Genomic DNA, 1,525 nt, shown 5'->3' on the forward strand with positions numbered 1-1,525 from the left:
TTGTTCTGGTTCTCCGTCGTAACAACGATAATTCCAAAGGCGCTCTCGTTGAGCCTGCTTTCGATTAACTGCAGGCCACGCGTCCCGGCTTGAATATCAATGTCTGACATCCAAGGATCAATCCGATCAAACATCTTTGGTAGCCACATGCGAATGATCCGTGTGATGTTCTTGGATAGTTCGCCTGACCAGCTAATAAAGATCTTCAAGTCGTCTTCTGTCATCGACAGAGATTAGCAAGCACATCGAGGGGGTGACGGCATGTCAGGTCCACCTCCGAAACGCACCAGTGAGCGTCGTCGTCGCAACAAGCCCAAGGACGCCGCGGCGCCGGCCAAGACCAAGGTCGTTCCGATTGCGGGCGCGCCTCGGGTCAAGCCGCCGGTCGAAGATTCGGCGTGGCACACCATCGCGAAGGCCTGGTATCGCTCGCTCAAGACGTCCGGTCAGTCGAAGTACTTCGAACCCTCGGACTGGCAGGCGGCGCGGCTGTGCGCGCATGTGATGTCCGAGCATCTGAATTCGCGAACGCTCAGAGCTGGCATGGTGCAGCAGATCTGGACGATGATGGGCGACCTGTTGACCACGGAGGCCTCACGGCGGCGTGTCCGGTTGGAGCTGAGCACCACGGAGTCCGGCGATCCGGGCACGGATGCGACCGTGACGATCATGAGCGAGTACGCCAAGGAACTCGCTGCCCATGGAATCGGGCAGTAGGCTCGCCGCTGCCGATCGACTGATCACTCTCCCCGCAGGAGTACCTAAACTCACCCTCGGGTGGGGTGTGCTCCGCTTCGCGGCGCAGTACCTCAAGCACCCCAACGGTATTCGTGCCGGACTGGAGTGGAAGTACACGCCGGAGCAGGCTCGTTTCCTGCTGTGGTGGTACGCGCTCGACGAGAACGGGCAGTGGCTGTTCTATCACGCAGCGCGCAGGCTCTCGAAGGGCTCGGGTAAGTCGCCGTTCGCAGCCGCGTGGGCGCTGACCGAGTTCTGCGGTCCGGTGCGACTCGACACGTTCGACCCAAAGCTGCCTGGTGGCTGTCTGGGCAAACGTGTCGACATGCCGCTCGTGCAGATCGCGGCGACGTCGGAGAAGCAGACCGCGAACACGATGCGTCAGATTCGGGCGATGGCGCCGAAGGGCTCTCCGATCGTGCGGGAGTTCCTGCTCGATCCTGGCCGCTCGCAGTACAACATGCTGCCCGAAGGCACCCTCGAAGTGATCACGTCCTCGGCCGCGACAGCGGAAGGCGCGGAAGCGACGGCGATCGTCGCCGACGAGACCGAGCACTGGTTGCCCGCCAACGGTGGACCCGAGCTGTACGCGACGCTCGTGGACAACCTGACCAAGTCCGGAAACCGGATGTTGCAGACCGCGAATGCGCCCAAGCCGGGCAAGGGCGCGGTCATCGACGACACCTACGGCGACTGGTGCGATCAGGAAGACGGCCGCGCGTCGACGACAGGTCAGAAGATCCTCTTCGACGCTCGGATCGCGCCACCGGAGACGGTGATGGAAGCG

General features: G+C 62.2%; 2 protein-coding genes and 1 pseudogene. 2 read left to right on the plus strand and 1 reads right to left on the minus strand.

Annotated elements, in window-relative coordinates; all coding sequences use genetic code 11:
- On the minus strand, window positions 1–224 hold a 224-nt coding region (locus ACFVQ3_RS18790), incomplete at its 3' end, for a hypothetical protein (RefSeq protein WP_387642403.1).
- Between the two features lie 37 nt (window positions 225–261).
- On the opposite strand from ACFVQ3_RS18790, the gene ACFVQ3_RS18795 reads away from it, so the two are divergent.
- Both ACFVQ3_RS18795 and ACFVQ3_RS18800 read left to right on the plus strand, forming a co-directional pair.
- The gene (locus tag ACFVQ3_RS18795; protein ID WP_387642406.1) at window positions 262–717 is read left to right on the plus strand and encodes a hypothetical protein; all 456 of its coding nucleotides are present in this window, start codon (window positions 262–264) and stop codon (window positions 715–717) included.
- 67 nt (window positions 718–784) lie between these two features.
- A pseudogene (locus tag ACFVQ3_RS18800) lies at window positions 785–1,525 on the plus strand (hypothetical protein); the annotation flags it as partial.

The organism is Oerskovia sp. NPDC057915 (genome assembly GCF_042887685.1).
GTDB lineage: Bacteria > Actinomycetota > Actinomycetes > Actinomycetales > Cellulomonadaceae > Oerskovia.